Raw genomic sequence first — 19,444 nt, forward strand, 5'->3', positions numbered from 1 at the left:
GGCTTTCTTATCGTCCACCAAAACCGCCTTGACCGCCTGGGGCACCGCCGCCACCAGGTCCACCAGCGCCAGGTCCGTCTGCTGTGATTTCTGTTCGGCTTTCACCATTGACCGTGATGGCACCTCCAGTGTAGGTAGCCGTTCCATCAAAGTCAAAGGCAGATACCGTAGAAGTAATATCCAAGTTTCCTCCTGACATGATGACATCACCGTTGGAGTCAATAGCATCGGTATCGCCTTGGCCGACCTCGACCTTGATATCGCCACCGGTAATCTTGATAAAGATATCAGCTCCAGTTACATCACTAGCTGCATTGATACCATCATCTGTCGCATAAAGATCCAATTTCCCGCCGTTAATGGTAACATTGGTTCCTTCCAGAGCTTCTACACTCTTGGAAACCGTAATCGTCCCACCATCAATCAAAGCTATATTGCTAGCGTGCAGACCATCATCACCAGCATTAATCGTGATGGTGCCAGACTGGATATAAAGATTCCCCAGAGAAGTATCTTCATCATTGTCCGCGTGGATGGCATCTTCTGTCGCTGTGATATCAATAGTAGCGTCCTTGATATTAATGGCTGAAGCTGCTGACAGACCATTCTTAGCTGCCTTGAGTGTATAGGTACCACCTGTCACCCGCAAGGTCTGCTCAGACTTAATCGCTGTTTCATACTTACCATCAACTGTCAGGCTTCCAGAGCCATTGAGAGTCAGATTAGAGTTACTATAGATAGCTGCATCTGCATCCGTATTGCTATGATTTGATGAGTCTGAGATGGTGTTTTGGCTGCCGTCAGCCAGAGTCAGGCTTGTTTTACCCGCATTTTCTACTAGAATAGCTGCATCTGTCCCGCTCATGGTTACACCATTTAGGACGATTTGAACCTTGTCGCTATCACCTGCTTTGACGACAATCTGCACATTTTCACTCGTTCCGGAAACGACATAAGTTCCAGCCTCTGAGATTGTCACAATGGAACCAGAGACACTAGCTCCGTCACCAGAGGTCTTAGCACTAGATCCACTCAGGCTGATGGTTGTCGCCTTGGACACATCATAAGAAGCGTCCGAATCCTCTGAGGCAAAGTAATCAGAAGTATTGGTCTTAGTCTGACTGGTGCTGGTAGCATTAACAGCCTGGGCACTGCTTGAAGCTGTAGAGCTGCTGGCGTTTGAGCTGCATGCTCCTAGCACTGCTGTCATCAAGACTAGTGGAATCATCAATTTAATTTTTTTAAGGGTTGATTTTGATTGTTTCATTTTTCTTTTCCTATCTATTTTATTTGCTGCTGATATAGTTTGCTTCTTTATAAGCAAAGCCATATTTGGAGAAAGAGCTCGGAGACAGTTGGTAGCGATCCATGATTTCACTCAGCCATAGCGGACAAGCTTCTGGAATTTTAACTTCCATAATGACATGATTGGCTGGCAGGAGATGATCTCCATGGCGACCGGCTAAGAGACTCAGATCATAAGGACGGTAGGTCAGGTCGTGATCAAAGGTAATCCGAATCCGCTCATCCTCAATCCCTTTCATCGAATAACGATTGTAGCCGATATACATCATAGGCTGAATATGGCCAAAATGCTGGGTCAACCAGACCATTTCCTTATCTATCTGAAGGTCAGTCAGCTGACTATAATCACCGTCCAGATAGGCTTCTGCTGTCAGCAAATCTGCTGCAAGACGGCGTTTGGTGACCAGACCTTCTGTCTTTTTCTTGATTTCTAAAAAGACTTGACTATCCTCGGTCGGATGCTCTTGATAGGTCCGCAAGCGAACTTTCTCATCAAAGTGAGGATTTTCCAAGGACTCACGAATAAGCTGATAAGATGGCGTATCGTAGTAGAGATTGTTAATGGTCGAATAAGCTCGCTCATCCTCCACCAGATAGCCTTCAAACTCTAGCAATAGATCCAGCAAGGTTTCCTTGGAAATGATGTATTTGGTTTCAAAGCGCTGAAAATGATGTTGAAAAAATTTTTCTGCCATGGGCTTCTCCCCTCTCTATCTTTCTTGAATGTAATGCAATTTTAAAGATGAAAACTTAAAAGAAAGATAAAGAAAACTTAAAGAAAACAAAACATCTCCCTTTTCAGGAGATGTTGATTAGATAAAAACTAAAAGAATTACAGATAGACTTTTCATCTACATTTTTACAGATTCATAAGATTAAGAACCCTAAGCTAGCTGTTTTTTATCTGTTCGATAGACCAGAGTACCAAGTGCTATAAAAAGAACTAAAACAAAAGCAAGGAAGATCACCTGACTACCAATTTGGCCGTTCATAGAAATCGTTTGGCGCAATCCCGATACAGAATAGCTCATTGGCAGCCAAGGGTTGATAACTTGGAAAATCTTACTAGTCAGCTCCAGCGGATAGGTTCCTGCACTAGAAGCCAGCTGTAAGAGCAAAAGAATCAGAGAAGCAAAGGCGCCGAGCTTGCTATCCCAAGTAACCAAAGCCGTCACAAGAGCCATAAAGGTCATGCTGGCTAGGACAATCAAACCAAGGGTTGCCCACTCATGGTTTGCAGATAGGCCTATCAAGTGCACAGCACCATAGACCAAAACACCCGCTACGACAGAAATGACTCCATTTACCTCTATACGAGCCTTCAGCCAATCTCGTTTCGTCTTAGGGGCTTGACCCGATGGAAGTGTGCTAAAGATGATATTGGTTGAAATAGCCGCCACAAATAAAGCTACTGAAATCATATATGGCGCCATCCCAATTCCGTTTTTCTCTACCTTGTTCTCATCTTTCTTGCTCAGTGTCAGAGGATCTGCTAGAGTTTTTGCATTGTCTTCCTTAGTAGAAACAGTTGACAATTTATCACCTGCATCTGAGAGGCCATTGGACAAATCGCTTGTTCCCACAGTAAGTTTAGAGAGATTATCTGTTAAAACACTGCTGCCATCAGCCAGCTTTTCTGTGCCGCTCGCTAATTGATTGGTTCCATCTGCTAATTTCCCGAAACTAGAGGTCAATTCTGGCGATTTATCTGTTAATTGGGCTGCCCCGTTTGCTAATTTTGTTGTATTTGCTAGTAAAGCAGGATTCTTACTTGCCAAAGCTGATGTCCCCTCAGATAGCTGACCTACTGCATTGGTATAACTTGTCACCCCTTGTTCCAATTGTGTTGCGCCAGTCGTTAATTTTTCATTTAGGGTGTCTACACCTGCGACTAGTTGATTGGCTCCTCCACTTGCTGAACCGAGGCTAGTACTCACTGTTGATAAGCCATTATAAAGACCATTAATCATGTTAGCTGCCTGTGGCAGAACTTGATTTGATGCACCTTCTAATTGACTAAGTTTTGTTTGACTAGCGCCTTTTATCGTTTCAAGAGAAGCCCTCATCGTATCGATTTCTGATAAAATCGTCTGAGCAGATTGATCACTTCCCGCTTGACTAGCACCGACTGCTGCATCAATCTCAGCCTTAGCCTCGCTAGAAAGCCCTTGATAAGCACTGGTCCCTTGGACACTTGCCAAAGCTGCGGCCTTGGCGTCTTGATTATTATTGATAATGGCCTGAGCGGATGCTGCTATGCTAGTCAGTGAAGCTTCAATGCTGTCTGTCGAAACAGCTGAGTCACTTGCTGCAGCTTGAATACTAGCATTCAACTGTGTCAAACCATTTGCTAAATCATTCACATTTTGCTGGTTGTTAGCTAAGGTTGTATCTACCGATGATTTTAATGTAGCCAAACCAGTGTTCAGATTCGTTACACCTGTCGATAAAGCCTGAACTCCATCTCCTGACTGAGTAAGCTGTTGGACTCCACCCAATAAGTCTGCTGATCGACCCGACAGCTGATTTGCACCTGCGGCCACAGTACTTACACCATTAGCATAAGTGTTTATCCCATTTGACAAACTACCCAGCCCAGACGATACTTGTGCAACACTCCCAGTATAAGTCTGTAGTCCTGTGTTAAATTGAGTTGCACCGGACGATAATTTGGTCGTAGCTCGATTCAGAGTTCTTAAGTTATCTGCAATTGTCCGACTGCCTGAACCTAGTTGTTGGCTGCCAGATGCTAATTGCTGAGCACCATCAGATGCCTTAACCAATCCCGTTTTTAGATCTCCCATATTCTTAAATATGGCGCTTGTATAAGTGTCCGTCACATTTTGCGCCACCGTCTGCTTCAAAGAAGTCATAGCTGAATCACTCATCTTACTAGCAATAAAACTGTGGCCGCTAGACGTTTGATAGTCAATCTTCATTTGCTGAGGATTATCGGTCAAAACACTGGCTGCACGTTCAGATAAATCACTTGGAAGCGTCACAACCATGTAGTAATCACCCTTTTCCAGACCATTTTGAGCGTCTTCTTTACTGACGAAGTGAAAATCCAAATTTTTATTTTCCTTGAGGCTGGAAACAACATCCTCGCCTATAGACAAGGTCTTGCCACTAGCAGTTACAGCTTTATCCTGATTGACGACCGCCACTGGCAAGTTCGATACCTTTCCATACGGATCCCACATGGAGCTCAAGAAAATAACATTATACAAGGCAGGAATCAAAGAGACTCCTAACATCACAATGATAAAAGTCGGCTTTTTTAAAATAGCTTTCCATTCTCTTAACATGTCTACCTCCTAAAATTATACACAGTGTCCAAATTTCGATAAAATTGATTATACACCAATCGAAAATTATTACAAGTTTATTCTTTAAAAATTGGACACGCTGTCTAATTTTGTTTAAAAAGATTGTAGAGAAGCGGAATAAGTTCGCCCTAGTATCTTTAATCCCTAAATAATCTGTAGATAAAAAATATTTTTCCACTGGTAGCTACACAGAAAATCAGTATTATGTTAGAATGATAAGCGAGGTAAATGGAGTCAAGCATCGAGATCTTAACTTGATGATAGGGTTCCATGTGAAACACCGCTGCCAGCAGATGCCTCACATCACAATAGCTCAAGTCAGATTGAGCATAGTAAAGAAAGGTTTAAGACAATGAAAAAAAGAACACTATTTAGCTTATTTTCTCTAGTTGCAGTACTATTTCTTCTGTCAGCCTGCCGTTTCCTTGTACCATCTAACTCAGATTCTACCACTCGCTCTTCCAATTCAGATAAATCAGGAAAAAAAGTTAGTTTAAAGGATTCCTCAAGCTCATCAAAGCAATCTTCCAAAAGCAAAAGCAGCTCCTCTAGCAGCAGTAGTTCTTCCAGAAGTTCTAGTAAAGAAAATAGTAGTTCTAGTAGGGATATAGAAAAAACCACAGATGGTCTTCCAGAAGATGCCGATCATGCTAAGAAAGATAAGATTTATGCGACTGGCGATGCCAAGGTTTATTACCAATCATATGAATCTGGGGGTTTTGAAGCTCAAATTCCTGAATTTAAAGGATATACCCAAGAAAAAGTTAAAAGTATTTTCGGCGAGCCAGAAAAAGTAAGCACCGACCTCGCTTCTGAATACGAAACCTTCCAAAACAAAGAATTAGAAAATCTGAAGAGGCTGGTTCAAGAGCAAAAAATCAACACCGAACAAGCGCGTGCTTTCTTAGCAGGTGTAGTTGATATTTCTCAAGCATCAAGGTTACAAAACACCTATACGGTTTACTCTTATAAAAATGAACAAATTTCTATTATCTTCTCGCAAGAGGGTGAGTTGCTTTACGTCACTCCCGACCCCGACTACCTCTACTTTAAATAATGCTCAAAACGAAGGCCGAGACTTTGCTTTAAGTCTTGGCTTTATTATTTTACCAGTCTAAGAAACCTAATAAAATAAAATTTTGCCTATCTATGCCTATTTTCGGAATTTAACTCTTTTCCACTTGAAAAACATTTGATATAATAGTACATGGAGAAAAAGAAAAAGTAGTTTGCTATGATAGCTATTAGTTTGAAGAGCAGACTGAGGCTTAGCCTCAAAGGGAGATTTTATGTTAGAAAGCAATAAACGCCGAAAAACCAAGGCTATTATTGAGAGAGCCATGGTTTCACTGCTGCATCAGCAGTCCTTCGACCATATCACTACTGTCCAGTTAGCTCAAGCTGCTGGCATCAGCCGTAGTAGTTTTTATACTCACTACAAGGATAAGTACGATATGATTGAACGTTATCAGCAAAACCTCTTTCATCAACTGGGGTATATTTTTGATAACAATCAGGAGGATATTCAAACTGCGATTACGGAGGTCTTTCAGTTCCTCCAGCTAGAGCCGCTTTTAGCTGCTCTTCTGACAGAAAACGGAACGAAAGAAATTCAAAATTTCCTGCGCCATAAGCTGCAGATGATGCTAGCTGATAGCCTTCAGGATCGCTTTAGCAATCGCATTTACAATCATTTTGAAAAAGAATACAGCCGAGTCTTTCTCGCTAATGCCTTCTTCGGCGTCTGCCAGATGTGGGTTTCCAGAGGGAAAAAAGAAAGTCCTGAACAAATAGCAGAATTTCTTTTAAAAATGATATAAGAAGTTGCTTAAGCCCATCGGGCACACTTCTACTCAAATTTTTGAACAATTAAACAGGGTGTACGAAACCAAAAGAGGTTCTGTACACCCTGTTTTTATTATAATTTCATAGCCAACATATTGACTGTCATACCAGCTGCTGTTCCCATCAGAGCGATGGTGTCCCCTTCCTTGACTAGATTGCGCTCCAGAGCATAGCAGAGGGAAAAGGGCACTGCTACTGACACCATATTACCATAGTCTTGCACGAGATTGAGGTATTTGTCATCAGGAATACCCAAGCTGCGCATGACCATTGGCAGGGCACGACTGGCCTGATGCGGAATGATATAATCCAAGTCAGACAGGCTGAGACCACTCTTTTCTTTAAATTCTTTAAACATTTCTGGAATTTTTCTGGCAGAGAGCAAGAGAATCTTCTTGCCATTCATGTCAAACATGTAGTGAGTCTTGGTAGCATCCGAATACTCCTTAGGCTGAAAAGATGTCAAACCACCGCGAATCTCTGTATCGTGTGCTCCTTCAGACCAGGTCCGCTGCAGGCTGGAGATGACCCCTCTTTCTTCCTCTGTTGCTTCAAAAATCAAAGCAGCCGCACCATCACTGAACAACTCAAAACTTTCTTTCTGATTGGGATTAAGTCCTAAACTTCCAACCTCACTGGACACGATGAGGATTCTATGATACTCACCAGCCTCCAACAAATGAGACATGAGACTCAAAGCCGAGATAAAACTGGTGCAGGTCGTGTTGATATCCATGGCTGGAATGGACAAGCCCTTGGCTACCAACTCATGAATCAGGGCCGCTGTACAAGGAATAGGCTGGACACCCACCGCACTGGCTGACACGATACAATCGATGTCTTTGATTGTCAAGCCCGCTTGCTCTAGGGCTTTTTCAATCGCCTTGACCGCCATGGAAAGCTGGGTTTCTTCATTTTCCACCACTCGATAACGAGTCTGATCCTTAAAAGTCACAGTATTTCTAGGTAGATGCGTACCATAACCAACAATCTTTATATGATTCTTTACTGTTGTCATATTAAACTCCTTCTTGTCAGACTTGGGGCTGTTCGGCAGCTGGGTAAACTGCTAAAGCACTTGAGCCTCTGATTCATGTATTTTTCCACTTGGGGCATTCTTAAGCCCGATAGATGCGTTTCAACTTACGGCTTCTGTCCCGCTGATAATCTTCAAAAGAAATAGCCGGCATAAGAAAGTCTTTATCAGTCGCTAAGTTTTGAAACTGCTTGATAATTTCGTCTTCTCGCTGCTGACTACGATGTTCGATAGCAATGATCAGCGAATAGTCCTTTTTCTGAGCGACTTGATATTCTCCAATCCCATCAACTAAGAGCAGACAACGGCGGATAAAGTCTGGAAAGACCTCCACCGACTGACCTGCAGCATTTTCAAAAATGAAAATATCATCCGAGCGCCCCTCAATCCTGTCAATCCGTGTAAAGACCGAACCGCAGGGGCAAGGTTCAGGATTTTCCACCAAGATATCATTCAGCTCATATTGAAAAATTGGCTGAGAAGTCCGCTTGAAATCCGTAATAATTGGATAAAAGCGTCTATCATCCAAGTAACTCTTTTTTACATGGACAATATCTTCATTTAGATGAAGATTCCCGTGGATACAAGTGCAGGCTAGAAAGCCCTCGGTCGCTTGGTAGACCTGATCCACCTTTTTCAGACCAAATCCTGCTTGAATCCTCTGCCGATCTGGCTCTTCTAAAATCTCTGCCACCGATACGACTTTGCTAAGGGCAATTTTCAAATTTCCTGCCTGGACTTGTTTAGCCAGCTCCAAGAGCATTGATGCTGGCGCTACCAAAATCGTTGGCTGGTAAGCATTCAAACGCTCTACATGCTCTTCGGCTCCCTGAAAAGTATCAAAATACTCCAGAGAAATCAAGCCTGAATTGACAGTCTGATAGAGCTCGTTGTCTGCCCGAAGAAAGAAGGCTATTTTGTGACCAAAGAGTTTACCTTTAGGCAGCATCTTGGCCAAGATGGCTGCCGCCCACATACTACGCTCCTTTTCAGTGGTGACAAACAAGCCTCGGTGACCAGATGTCCCTGAAGACAAGCCGACAGCAATCTCTCCTATCATGGGACTAAAATCACGTGTCCGCTCGCTCTCCAGGGCAAAGGCTAGCAACTCATCTCGATTCAGTCCCTGAGTATTGAGCTCATTGAAATGCTCCATCATAAAGGCCTTATTCATCTTAAAATCTGCTGGAATACCTGATTTGAAATAAGGCGATTCCTGCTGCAGAAATTCCCGATAGGCTGCTAAAGCCTTGACTTGATAGCGTTCCAGAGTCTGTCGATCTTTAAATTGATGCCCCCAGCGCATGACGCTAAAGGTTTTTAGAAATGTTCCCAGTTTCATACAAAATCTGCTCCGCTCTCTCAGCCGGATCATGACTGACTAGCACCTGATAGCCGACAGCAAGCAACTGCCGCAGCAAGGCCACACCAGCCATGTATTCTTCTTTGCTATCCTGAATCAGTGACGGCAAGAAACGCATCTGCTCCGTATAAGGCAACAGATCCACGCCCCAGCACAAATCAGCTCCGATAAACAGATGATAATCTGGCAAAAAGAGACAAGCTTGACCAGCGGCATGGCCATCAACTGAAGCCAGATATATACTGCCATCCCCAAACAAATCAACTGTCTTGCGATAGAGGAATTCTGCTTGGACCTGCTGAGGTTCTACCACTTCCAACCGACTCTCAAAATCCTGCGGAAGAAATTCCTTGAAAATCAAATCCTTAAGCTTGGCATGCTGATAAGTTTTGAAAACGGTCTTGGTCAGAATGAAGCGGGCCTTGGGAAAGAAAGCGGCTCCGCCGATGTGATCTGGATGCAAGTGCGACAAGATGACATAAGAAATATCTTCTGGCGCAATTCCTTTTTGCTCAAGCAGACGATCTACACGCTCCTCTTCTGACATATCAACAGGCGTTCCCAGACCATAAAGCCAGTATTTAAAATTGGGCTTCAGAATAGCTGGAGAATAGCCAGTGTCGTAGAGAATATAGCCTTTCTCACGATGCTTCAAGAGGAAAACACCAGCTGGAAAAATCATTTTTTTCTTGGCAACTCCCTTAAACATCTGCTGCAAGTGACTGCTGCAGCGTCCAGGCTGAAGATACTCAATTTTCTCGATAATGTTGGACATATTTTGCAATCCCTTCACTGATTGTCAACTTGGGTTGATAGCCCAAATCCCTTACTGCTGCTGATATATCCAGCGTTTGACTATAACGCATTAAGTAATAGGTGTAAAGAGTCAGCGGTGGCTCTTTTTCAATATGAAAGAAGCGATAAAAGCTTTCAAATCCCTGTGCCAGAATACCTAGAAAAGCAGCAGGCAACTTAACATAACGTTTACGAACCTGTAAACCATCTAAAGCTTCATCCAGCATATCCTTGAAACTACGGGATTCTCCGTTGGTAATATTGTAAACTTGTCCTTGCGCTTCTGGAATTTCCAAAGCCAGTCGAACAGCAAAGGCCACATTTTCCACACAGGTCATGTCCATCATTTGCTGGCCATCTCTGATAAGTGGAATCGCCAGTTTTTGACTTAAGCGCAGAATCCTAGGAAAGATACTGGTATCTCCAATACCAAAAAGCCCTCTAGGACGCAAGATAACTGATGGAACTTGAGGATAGCTTCGGACAATCCGCTCAGCCATGAGCTTGCTTTTAATATAGAAATTCAGCTCGTTTTCCTGAGGAGCAGCCTCTTCTTTGATAGCAAGTTGGTCACGCGCGGCAGCATAAACACTCGGAGAGGAAATATAGACCAGTCGTTGCACTCCAAAATGTCGGCAGGCTTCCATAACCAACTTGGTTCCTACTACATTTGTCTGATAAAACTGCTCCCAGGGTCCCCAAATCGTTGAGAGAGCACCAGCGTGCACCACTGCATCCACTCCTTCGCAGGCTGCAAAAATTTCTTCTTCTCTGGTAAAATCTCCAGCAAAAAACTCTACTAAAGGACCTTCTAACTGCCGACCAGCCTTCAGATTACGACCAAAAGCCCGCACCTGATAGCCTTGTTCAGCTAGCTCTTCTACAACATACTTTCCTAGAAAGCCAGTCGCACCTGTCACTAGAACCTTCATCGCTACTCCTTTCATACAATTTTCTGTTTGTGTCTTGTCCCCATTATACACCATTTCAGCAAATCTTCCGTAAAAAAGCTGGAAAAAATCTTTACAGAGTGTCTCACCTGATTAGATAGGAGCAGAAAGAAATCACTAAATTTCTGAAAAATATCTGTCTCCTTTTCCTTGCTCTTAGTTATAGAAAATTGAGCAAACTCAAGTTTTCGTCAACCTTTTTAGTTAAAATCAGCTTTATTAGTTCACTGAGAATATTAAAAAAGAAGCCGGGAAACCGGCTTCTGAACAAATACAAATTAAAGCATTTTGTTGTAGAATTCAACGATAAGTGCTTCGTTGATTTCTGGGTTTATTTCGTCGCGCTCTGGAAGGCGAGTCAATGAACCTTCTAATTTTTCAGCATCGAATGATACGAATGCTGGACGTCCAAGAGTTGCTTCAACAGCTTCAAGGATTGCTGGAACTTTCAATGATTTCTCGCGAACTGAGATCACTTGACCTGGAGTTACGCGGTATGATGGGATATCAACGCGTTTGCCGTCAACAAGGATGTGACCGTGGTTTACGAATTGACGAGCTTGACGACGAGTAGTCGCAAGACCAAGACGGTAAACAACGTTATCCAAGCGACGCTCCAAGAGAAGCATGAAGTTGAAACCAAGGATTCCTTCTTTGATTTTTGAAGCTTGAACAAACAAGTTACGGAATTGTTTTTCACCTACACCGTAAGTGAAACGAAGTTTTTGCTTTTCAGCCAATTGCAAACCGTATTCTGACAATTTGCTGCGGTTGTTTGGTCCATGTTGACCAGGTACATAGTTACGGCGAGCCAATTCTTTACCTGTACCAGTAAGAGAAAGACCCAAACGACGAGCTTGTTTCCAAGATGGTCCTGTATAACGTGACATAAAAATGTCCTCCTGTAAAATATTTTCGAGGAAATAGTCACTTAGAAAGCCCTGATTCGTGCAGAACATTTTCGCCCAAACAGCTAAGGCTACTTTTATAGCTGATGTTCTGTTGACGAGCTCCATGCTTTCCTGCTGCTATTTCACACAAAGGCTATTGTACCATGAATACAGTCAAAAGTAAAGGGCCTCATACAAAAAATCAAGCCAAAAGGCTTGATTAAAGTTGTTTCTTTAAAGCAAAGGAATTCCAACAGTTGCTTCACACTCCCAAAATCCTCAAAATCTCTTGCTTGTATCGCAGCTTCTGTAGTTCCTTATCCTCGCTGTCTGACCAGGTCAGCTGGAGATTTGCGACGATTTGCCCAGGCCGATTTTTCAGAACATAGATACGGTCACTGAGAGCCAGAGCTTCCTCGATGCTATGAGTAATGAGAAGAGTCGTCAGACCCAGCCTACGATGAATGTCCAGATACCAAGCGTGCAGCTCCATCTTGGTCAGCTCATCCAAGGCACTAAAGGCCTCGTCCAGAAGAAATAGCTTGTGGCCGAACATATAGGTCCGCAGCAGAGCCACTCGCTGCCGCATCCCTCCACTCAGCTCATGAGGATACTTGTCTGCCACATCAAAGAGCCCAAAATCTTTCAAAATCTGACTTGCCTGCTCCGTTGCTTCCTTTTTGGATACTTTTCGGATTAACAGGGGCAAGATGACATTGCCCAACACCGTCTTGTGCTCCAGCAGTAAGTCCTTCTGCAGCATATAACTCACCCGGCCCTTGGGATTTTCCTGCCCATCTAGGACAATCCTGCCCGACTGGACCTCCAAAATCCCAGCAATTAGATTAAAGAGGGTCGTTTTCCCGACTCCACTAGGCCCCAAAATTGCTACGACCTGGCCTGCTTCTACCTGTAGGCTGATATCTTTCAAAATCTGCTGCTCATCATAAGCATAGCTTACATTTTCAAGTTTAATTTCTGTCATTATTTTATATAATCGTTGCTAAATCCCTTGTCACTCAAGTCATTGTCCACGATCCCCTTATCCTTGGCCCATTTGTAAAAGGCATTCCAGCGGCTAGCCTCAAACTGACCCCACTTGTCCTTATCTGATGCATATTGCTCGGACAAATATTTTTGAGAAGCCAAAACAAAGTCTCGTTTGTTTTTCAGCTCTGGCGCATGTTTGATTAAAATATCCGCTGCCTCTTCAGGATGCTCCATGGCATATTGATAACCCTTCTTGATAGCCTGCAGGACCTTTTTCGCCTCGTCCGGATTCTTCTTCAGATAGTCATTATTGGCAATGATGACTGGAGAATAATAGTCAAACTCCTTGACATAGTCCTTCATATAAAAGAAATTAGTGTCCATGCCCTGAGTTTGAGCCATGATGCCGTCCCAGCCATGATAAATCCAGGCTGCATCAAACAAGCCATTTTCAATCGGAGTAATAGAGTTGGAATCGTTGTTGGGAACTTTTTCCACTTCATCAAACTGGCCGCCTTGGCTTTCGACCAAGGTTTTGAGCATGCCTAGCTCCACTGGATCATTCCAGGTACCATATTTCTTCCCAGTCAGATCCTTAGGTTCTGTAATACCTGCAGACTTCTTGGAAATAATGCCCGAAGTATTATGCTCTACAATGGCTGCGACTGCTGTGATTTCTGCGCCCTTATCCAGTTTTTTAGCCATGGAGTCCTGGAAGTAAATACCAAAAGGCGCCTTGCCGTTGATAATCAGATCCGAACTGCTATCTTCAGGCGGCAACTTGATATCCACATCCACGCCTGCTTCCTTGAAATATCCCTTTTCCTGAGCTACATAAAGGCCGGTATGGTTAGTGTTAGGTGACCAGTCTAGGATGAAATCAATCTTTTTATCCTTGCTTTCAGACGTAGATTTCGACTGACCGCAGGCCGCTAGGCCAATGATTGACACGGCAGCCAAACCTGCCAACAAGACTTTATAACTTTTTTTCATCATTATCCTCTTTTCTTTCTTTGGAAAATAGCAGAGCTAAGCTCCTATTTCCACTTGATGACATATTTTTCACTGACAGCCACCAGCTTCATCCCCAGAAGACTGATGACCGAAACCAATATGATAATGGCAAACATGGTGTCGTACTGGAAAAGTTTCTTAGACTGGATCATATAGACACCCAAGCCTTCAAAACCGCCCAGCCATTCGGAAACCACGGTCGTGATAAAGGCATAGGAAACACTGACGCGCAAGCCCGCATAGAAATAGGGCAGACTAGCTGGAATCTTAAAATGCCAGAGAATCTGCCAGCGATTGGCCTGCATAAGCTCAAAGAGAGTTAGAGTATCCCGATCACAATGCCGAAAACCGTCCAGAATACTGATGATAATCGGAAAAGTCGTCGTCAGAATAATCAGCACAATCTTGGGCAAAATCCCATAACCCAGCCAGAGAACCAGGATTGGCGCCAAAGCAATGGTCGGAATCGTCTGCACCACGACCATCATGGGGTAGATTAGATCATTGAGCCAGCTCATGCTGTCCATGAGTATAGCTAGTATACAGGCCAAGATGACGCCCAAGACTAAACCCAGCAAGGCTACTTTTAAGGTCGCCCAGCTATGACTTGCTAGAAATCCAGCATCTCTGATAAAGGCCTGACCGATTTCCAGAGGTGTCGGCAGGATAAACTTGGGCAAGAGCTTGAGCCAGCCCATGACCTGCCAGATGACAAGTACACCCAGCATACCTAAGAGACCGATTTGCTGTCGCATCAGCCTTTGTAGTGCTTTCATTAGAACGATTTTCCTCCCTTCCTGTATTTTAGCGCTGTAATTCTTAAAATATCAACATTAATAAAGATGATAAAAGAAAAGGCCTTTCCCGTATATGGAAAAGGCGCACAAATACCACTATTTTTCGGTATATTTCCTACGCTGGCATTACCCAGATCAGGTGCGGTCGAAGCTTACACTTCCTCTCAGACTGTACACAGACTCCCATATATAGGACTATGATAGCGCAATCATCAGCAAATGTCAAGGTTTGAGCTTGGGCTCACTCCTTTTCAACGATAAGTGAAGCAAACAATCATCAATCAGTCAAACTTCCCTTTCGCAGCCAGCAAAGTCTCCATAGCCCTGATATTCTCTGTTTCGCTTGTGGATAAGATAGTTTCAAAGCCCAATTCAGCTGCCGTATCTAAGTTAGCCTGAATATCATCAATGAAGACGGATTCTACTGGATCCAGATTATATTTTTTTAACAGCTTTTGGTAAATCTCTGCTTCTGGCTTGACGACACCGACCTCTGAGGAAAGGATATAGCCCGACAACAGTGAGTAAATGGGCAACAAACCAGCTTTTTCAATATGATAAAAAATCTCACAAGTGGTTGACAAGATATAGATTCGATAGCCCTGATTAGCCCATAGCCGAATCCTTTCCTGTAAATCACTGTAAACATGCACGACTTCGTACCAATGGTAAAAGATATTCTTAACGGCAGAATGATAGGAAGCGTCCAGCTGAGCTAGGACTTCCTCACAGGCTTCTTTCAAACTCAGCTCCCCCTTGTCTGTCTGATGCCAGACACCCGACTCAAAAATGGCCTGCCTAATAACCTGCCGCCGCTCTTTCTCAGGTTCAAAATATGTCAAGATTTTCTCAGAATTCCATTCAATCAGAACATTGCCCAAATCAAAAACCAAATTTTTAATCATGATGACCACCTGTTTTCTTTGCTTATCATCCTCTATATAAGTCGATTTGACTGAGGAATTGCTTCAAATATAAGTAAAAAGGCCCACTGGACCTTTCTATTCATCAAAATAACGGATGAGGTTCTTTTCTGTCAGAATATCAGAATAAGTGTAAGACTCCACATAAGTATTGGAGATTTCCCCTGGCTGACCGCCTTCATTGGAATATTCCACGATAAACAAAGACGGATAGACTTCAATCAGACGGCCTTGCTTGCTTTTTTGGCGCTTACGACCGTTTTCCAGCGTCATCTCGACGATTTGTCCTTCATGCGCCTTGATATCTTCTTTGATTTTTTTCATTTTTGCCACATCTGTAAATGCATCACTCATCTTTATTCGTCCTCTCTTTTGGAAATACTTGAGAATTTATTATACTCTTTCTGGAAAATTAACTCTACTGTACCACGCGCCCCACTCCGGTTTTTCTCGATAATGACTTCAACCTTGTTGTTGGGAATGCCTTCTTCCTCCTCGCCAGCTCGATCATAATAATCATCCCGGTAAAGGAAGGCAACGATATCCGCATCCTGCTCAATGGAACCTGATTCCCGAATATCAGACAGCACTGGTCTCTTATCCTGCCGCTGCTCCACGCCACGCGAGAGCTGACTCAGCGCAATAACTGGCACCTTGAGCTCCTTCGCCAAGATTTTCAACTGCCGGGAAATTTCCGAAACTTCTTGCTGGCGGTTTTCACGACCCGTTCCTGTAATCAGCTGCAGATAGTCAATCAAGACCAGCCCTAGATTACCCGTTTCCTGTGCCAGTTTTCGAGCCCGCGAGCGAATCTCTGTAATCCGAATCCCTGGTGTATCATCAATATAGATACTAGCGTTAGCCAGATTAGCTGTCGCAATGGTATATTTTTGCCACTCTTCATCTGTCAGTTGCCCCGTACGAATGGAATGAGAATTAATCACCCCTTCTGAAGCCAGCATCCGGTCCACCAAGCTCTCCGCCCCCATTTCCAGAGAGAAAATAGCTACAGTCTTATCTAGCTTGGTTCCGATATTCTGAGCGATATTAAGGGCAAAGGCCGTCTTTCCGACCGCTGGCCGGGCCGCCAAAATGATTAATTCTTCCTCATGCAGACCAGTCGTCATCTTGTCCAGCTCACGGTAGCCAGTCGCAATTCCAGTGATATCTGATGTCTGCAGAGACCGAGCCTCCAGATTGCCAAAGTTAAGATTCAGCACATCATGGATATTTTTAAAGCCACTGCGATTGGCCGTCTCACTGACATCAATCAGGGCTTTTTCAGCTCCGGCGATAATTTCCTCTGACAGACGGTCACCATCGTAGGCTTGATTGATAGACTCTGTCAGACGCGAAATCAGCCGCCGCAGAATGGCCTTTTCTGCAACGATTTTAGCATAGTATTCAGCATTGGCAGAGGTTGGCACAGAATTGACCACTTCCACCAAGTAGCTGAGACCGCCGATATTCTGCAAATCACCCTGACTATCCAAAATATTGCGAACAGTCGTTGCATCAATGGCATCGCCGCGGTCAGCCAAGTCAATCATAGCCTTGAAAATCAAGCGATTGGCATACTTAAAGAAGTCAGCAGGCTCGATATACTCACGAACAAAGACCAGTTTGCTCTCATCAATGAAAATGGCTCCTAAGACAGACTGCTCAGCTAAAATATCCTGAGGCTGAGCTCGGAGTTCATCAATCTCTGCCATCGGTAAATCCTTCCTTCAAATCACTATTATCCTTCTTTAACCCGCAAACGAATCACCCCAGTTATATCCTGATAAATTTTCACTGGAACATCTATCAGACCAATGGAGCGAATCGGTGAGTCCACCTTAATATGACGTTTGTCAATTTTGATACCAAACTGCTTCTGCAGCTCTTCTGCTATTTTCTTACTTGTAATAGATCCAAAGGTCCGGCCGTCTGGACCAACTTTTTCAGTAAATTCAACAAGAGTAGCTTCTTCTGCTAACTTAGCTTTAATAGCTTGAGCTTCTGCCACTAGTTCCGCGTGGGCTTTTTCTTCGGACTTTTGCTTTCCGCGCAGTTCACCGATAGCCTGCGCTGTTGCTTCCTTGGCTAAATTTTTCTTAATCAGAAAATTTTGAGCATAGCCAGTCGGCATTTCCTTGATTTCGCCTTTTTTGCCCTTGCCTTTTACATCTGCTAAAAAAATTACTTTCATCCTTTTTTCTCCTCGTCTATTATTACTTCCTCTTTAATGACTTGGTCCATAATTTCTTGATTCAGCGACTGAAGGACCTCAGAAACTGTTTTACCTTCAATTTGAGCTGCCGCCAGATTGAAATGGCCGCCACCGCCCAGCTTTTCCATGATTCGCTGAACGTTGATCTTGCTTCGACTGCGAGCCGAAATAGACACATAGCCTTTGGTATTCTTGCTCACGACAAAAGTAGCTTCAATTCCTGACATAGAGAGCATGGTATCAGCTGCCTTACTGATGACAACTGTATCGTAAGTGTTCTCCTCTGGACCAGCTGCTACAATGACATTAGGCAATATCTTCTTGCCGTTTAAAATCAGCTCATTAATCGCACGATATTCCTCAAAATTCGTAGCGGAAATGTCCTGAATCACAACACTGTCACTGCCTCGAGTCCGCAGATAGCTGGCCACATCAAAGGTCCGACTGGTGACTCGAGATGAAAATCCTTTGGTGTCAAGCATAATCCCCGCCATGAGAATGCTGGCTTGCATCTTACTGAGACGATTCTTTTTAGAATTCTGGAACTGAATCAGCTCCGTTACCAATTCACTGGCACTGCTAGCCCCACTTTCGATATAGGCAATCACAGCATTTTCGGGAAAATCTTCATCACGACGATGGTGGTCGACTACGATAATCTGACTGAATTGATCAAAGAAATCCTTAGACAGCGTCAGAGATATCTTGGAGTGGTCAACCATAATCAAGAGCGAACGATTGGTCACCATATTTACTGCTTCAGAAAGCGGAACCAGATAGTCAGCCCCTTCCTGCTTGAGCTTTGTAATGGACCGCTCAATGTCAGAAGCCATCTGAGACGGATCATAGACCACATAAGCTTTCTCAATGATATTACTAGCAAAGAGCTGCATACCAAGAGAAGACCCCAAGGCATCCATATCCAGATTTTTATGTCCGACTATAAAGACCTGATCCACACTCTTAATCTTATCAGAGATCGCAGTCATCATAGCCCGAGTACGGGTGCGCGTGCGCTTAACAGCTGACGCCGTTCCTCCACCAAAGAAGATTGGATTCATGTTGTCATTATTTTCTTTGACGACAGCTTGATCCCCACCCCGAACTTCAGCTAAGTTGAGGTTAAGCAGGGCGACCCGACCGATTTCATCATGATTGCCATCGCCATAAGAAAAGCCCATACTGAGTGTCAGCGACAGCTCTCGATTTTTAGCTTCCGTCCGGAATTGATCAATGATAGAAAATTTATTTTCCATCAGCTGTTCCAGCACTGTGTAATCCGTAAAAAGATAGAACCGATCCATGCCAACCCGACGGTAAAACATGTGAAACTGCTCAGAAAATTCTGCCACGAAGTTGGCTACAAAGCTATTGATATGACTGATATCCGTGTCTGAAACGACATCTTCCAAATCATCATAATTATCCACCGAGATAATCCCGATCACCGGGCGCGTTGTTACCAGACCAACAGTGGCTTCGTATTCATTGGATGCATCAAAAAAATAAAACACACTGGATGCACGGTCCAAATAAACCGAATATTTCTTGTCTCCAACCGTAGCATAATGACCAGAGTCTGAATAAGCAGCCTTCATGATATTCTTGAGCATATCTGCATCAAAATCACCATCTTCGGTTGTAAAAATCAGTTCTGCATAGGGATTAAACCACTCTACATCACCATTATCTTCACTGATTTTAATGACACCAACTGGCATCTTATCCAGCAAGGAAGCGAGGCTTCCTTCTGCTTGATGATTGACATAATGAATCTGCTCAATCTCATCTAGCTCGGATACTCTCTGTTGCTGGATAAAAAGCACAATCAAAAGAGCCAGCACAAGCATGAGAGCAGCTAGCATGGCTAAACTATCACCAAAAAGCCTCAGACAGATGGCTAAGATTATAAAGGAAATTAAACCCGCCATCGCCAAGTGAATTGGGGCAAAACGAAATTTTCTCATCATAGACCTCTTATTCCGCCATTTTACC

Annotated in this window: 18 protein-coding genes and 1 riboswitch; of the genes, 2 read left to right on the forward strand and 16 right to left on the reverse strand. The window is 43.6% G+C overall.

Annotated features, from left to right (window positions below; genetic code table 11):
• Positions 1-7 precede the first annotated feature (7 nt).
• From K1I80_RS10585 to K1I80_RS10595, 3 genes are all read right to left on the reverse strand, one after another.
• Positions 8-1,267, reverse strand: coding sequence for a carbohydrate-binding domain-containing protein (locus K1I80_RS10585; protein ID WP_223313911.1), 1,260 nt, complete (start codon positions 1,265-1,267; stop codon positions 8-10).
• A gap of 19 nt (positions 1,268-1,286) precedes the next feature.
• Complete coding sequence (locus K1I80_RS10590) at positions 1,287-2,000, reverse strand: polyphosphate polymerase domain-containing protein (RefSeq protein WP_223312470.1); 714 nt, start codon at positions 1,998-2,000, stop codon at positions 1,287-1,289.
• A 189-nt stretch (positions 2,001-2,189) separates the two neighbouring features.
• Entirely contained in the window at positions 2,190-4,613 is a 2,424-nt protein-coding gene (locus tag K1I80_RS10595) for a YhgE/Pip domain-containing protein (RefSeq protein WP_223312471.1), read from the reverse strand.
• Positions 4,614-4,986: 373 nt separating this feature from the next.
• Here K1I80_RS10595 and K1I80_RS10600 point away from each other — a divergent pair, with 373 nt between their 5' ends.
• Positions 4,987-5,691: a DUF4947 domain-containing protein gene (locus tag K1I80_RS10600; RefSeq protein WP_223313912.1), complete on the forward strand. Its 705-nt coding sequence runs from the start codon at positions 4,987-4,989 to the stop codon at positions 5,689-5,691.
• Positions 5,692-5,923: 232 nt separating this feature from the next.
• Positions 5,924-6,454, forward strand: a complete 531-nt coding sequence (locus K1I80_RS10605) for a TetR/AcrR family transcriptional regulator (protein WP_004189391.1) — start codon at positions 5,924-5,926, stop codon at positions 6,452-6,454.
• Positions 6,455-6,552: 98 nt separating this feature from the next.
• Here the strand turns inward: K1I80_RS10605 and K1I80_RS10610 are convergent, their stop codons facing one another.
• From K1I80_RS10610 to K1I80_RS10670, 13 genes are all read right to left on the reverse strand, one after another.
• Positions 6,553-7,497 carry a 3-oxoacyl-[acyl-carrier-protein] synthase III C-terminal domain-containing protein gene (locus K1I80_RS10610; protein ID WP_223313913.1) on the reverse strand — a complete coding sequence of 315 codons (945 nt, stop codon included), beginning with the start codon at positions 7,495-7,497 and terminating at the stop codon, positions 6,553-6,555.
• A 100-nt stretch (positions 7,498-7,597) separates the two neighbouring features.
• Positions 7,598-8,857, reverse strand: coding sequence for a F390 synthetase-related protein (locus K1I80_RS10615; RefSeq protein ID WP_223313914.1), 1,260 nt, complete (start codon positions 8,855-8,857; stop codon positions 7,598-7,600).
• A complete protein-coding gene (locus tag K1I80_RS10620) occupies positions 8,826-9,653 on the reverse strand; it encodes an MBL fold metallo-hydrolase (protein ID WP_223313915.1) in 828 nt (275 codons plus the stop codon). Before K1I80_RS10620 ends, K1I80_RS10615 begins: the two co-directional genes overlap by 32 nt.
• On the reverse strand, positions 9,628-10,659 hold the full coding sequence (locus K1I80_RS10625) for an NAD-dependent epimerase/dehydratase family protein (protein ID WP_125445655.1): 1,032 nt from the start codon (positions 10,657-10,659) through the stop codon (positions 9,628-9,630). The genes K1I80_RS10620 and K1I80_RS10625 overlap by 26 nt, the downstream gene beginning before the upstream one ends.
• A 242-nt stretch (positions 10,660-10,901) precedes the next feature.
• Complete coding sequence (gene rpsD, locus K1I80_RS10630; protein WP_002899562.1) at positions 10,902-11,513, reverse strand: 30S ribosomal protein S4; 612 nt, start codon at positions 11,511-11,513, stop codon at positions 10,902-10,904.
• A gap of 262 nt (positions 11,514-11,775) precedes the next feature.
• A complete protein-coding gene (locus K1I80_RS10635) occupies positions 11,776-12,498 on the reverse strand; it encodes an ABC transporter ATP-binding protein (RefSeq protein ID WP_223313916.1) in 723 nt (240 codons plus the stop codon).
• The gene (locus K1I80_RS10640; RefSeq protein WP_223313917.1) at positions 12,498-13,496 is read right to left on the reverse strand and encodes an ABC transporter substrate-binding protein; all 999 of its coding nucleotides are present in this window, start codon (positions 13,494-13,496) and stop codon (positions 12,498-12,500) included. The genes K1I80_RS10635 and K1I80_RS10640 overlap by 1 nt, the downstream gene beginning before the upstream one ends.
• A gap of 44 nt (positions 13,497-13,540) precedes the next feature.
• Complete coding sequence (locus K1I80_RS10645) at positions 13,541-14,293, reverse strand: ABC transporter permease (protein WP_032911785.1); 753 nt, start codon at positions 14,291-14,293, stop codon at positions 13,541-13,543.
• Between the two features lie 116 nt (positions 14,294-14,409).
• Positions 14,410-14,511: riboswitch (TPP riboswitch) on the reverse strand.
• Positions 14,512-14,595: 84 nt separating this feature from the next.
• Positions 14,596-15,219 (reverse strand): HAD family hydrolase, encoded by a 624-nt coding sequence (locus K1I80_RS10650; protein ID WP_223313918.1) that lies wholly within the window; start codon positions 15,217-15,219, stop codon positions 14,596-14,598.
• A 96-nt stretch (positions 15,220-15,315) separates the two neighbouring features.
• Complete coding sequence (locus K1I80_RS10655; protein WP_002894239.1) at positions 15,316-15,591, reverse strand: Veg family protein; 276 nt, start codon at positions 15,589-15,591, stop codon at positions 15,316-15,318.
• A 2-nt stretch (positions 15,592-15,593) separates the two neighbouring features.
• Positions 15,594-16,949, reverse strand: coding sequence for a replicative DNA helicase (dnaB, locus tag K1I80_RS10660; RefSeq protein WP_223313919.1), 1,356 nt, complete (start codon positions 16,947-16,949; stop codon positions 15,594-15,596).
• Between the two features lie 26 nt (positions 16,950-16,975).
• Positions 16,976-17,428, reverse strand: a complete 453-nt coding sequence (rplI, locus tag K1I80_RS10665; protein WP_002894242.1) for a 50S ribosomal protein L9 — start codon at positions 17,426-17,428, stop codon at positions 16,976-16,978.
• Positions 17,425-19,416 (reverse strand): GGDEF domain-containing protein, encoded by a 1,992-nt coding sequence (locus K1I80_RS10670; protein ID WP_457654941.1) that lies wholly within the window; start codon positions 19,414-19,416, stop codon positions 17,425-17,427. The genes rplI and K1I80_RS10670 overlap by 4 nt, the downstream gene beginning before the upstream one ends.
• Positions 19,417-19,444 lie beyond the last annotated feature (28 nt).

Origin of the sequence: Streptococcus sanguinis, assembly GCF_019929225.1 — a bacterium.
Lineage (GTDB): Bacteria > Bacillota > Bacilli > Lactobacillales > Streptococcaceae > Streptococcus > Streptococcus sanguinis_J.